We start from the raw sequence: 640 nt of genomic DNA on the forward strand, positions 1-640 counted from the left end.
TTTACCGGACGGGCCTTTTCTTTGAATTTTCGTTTGACATACTGCTGAACTGAATATCCGGCCAAACGAAATTTTACACTCGTGTCCACGATTCCAGAAAATTCGCTCAGTATCGTCTCGTTCTTTCGCTTGAGATTAGCGACAGCTCTCTCATAGTCATCCGACCAACTCTTGATCCATGCGGAGATATTCCGGATGCCCAAGAGGCTGAAAATGTCGGACCCGAATGGCGTGACGATGTAATCACAGCTCAACAGAATTGTACGATTTAGGGCGCCGAGCGACGGACCAACATCGAAAACAATGAGGTCATATCGGTCGCCGATTGAATGAAGCAACTGCGACATCCAGTTGCTGATTCTATAGCCCCGGATCGGATCGGCGCCTTGCAGATCGCTCCAAGCTTGACTGAGCCGATCTTCAACAAGGGACATATTGGGATGCCCTGCGATTAGGTCGGTCTTGTAAGCGTTTTCTGATGACCTCACGGGCTCGAATGTCCCTTCGATCGAAGGCTCGCCTCGCTCTAGTGGTTTAAGGTAGTGATAAAGCGTCTTTCGAGCGCTGAAACGATCCCAGTAGATTTCACCCAGCAGATCCTCCTCGAGGACCGACTGAGTTGCATTGCATTGCGGATCAC

1 protein-coding gene is annotated in these 640 nt (G+C 50.0%); it reads right to left on the bottom strand.

The genetic code is table 11. The features are described 5' to 3' along the window. A partial coding sequence (locus VP06_RS35755; protein WP_156295898.1) for a ParA family protein occupies positions 1–640 on the bottom strand: 640 nt, incomplete at both ends.

The organism is Methylobacterium aquaticum, assembly GCF_001043915.1.
In the GTDB taxonomy this organism is placed as follows: Bacteria; Pseudomonadota; Alphaproteobacteria; order Rhizobiales; family Beijerinckiaceae; genus Methylobacterium; species Methylobacterium aquaticum.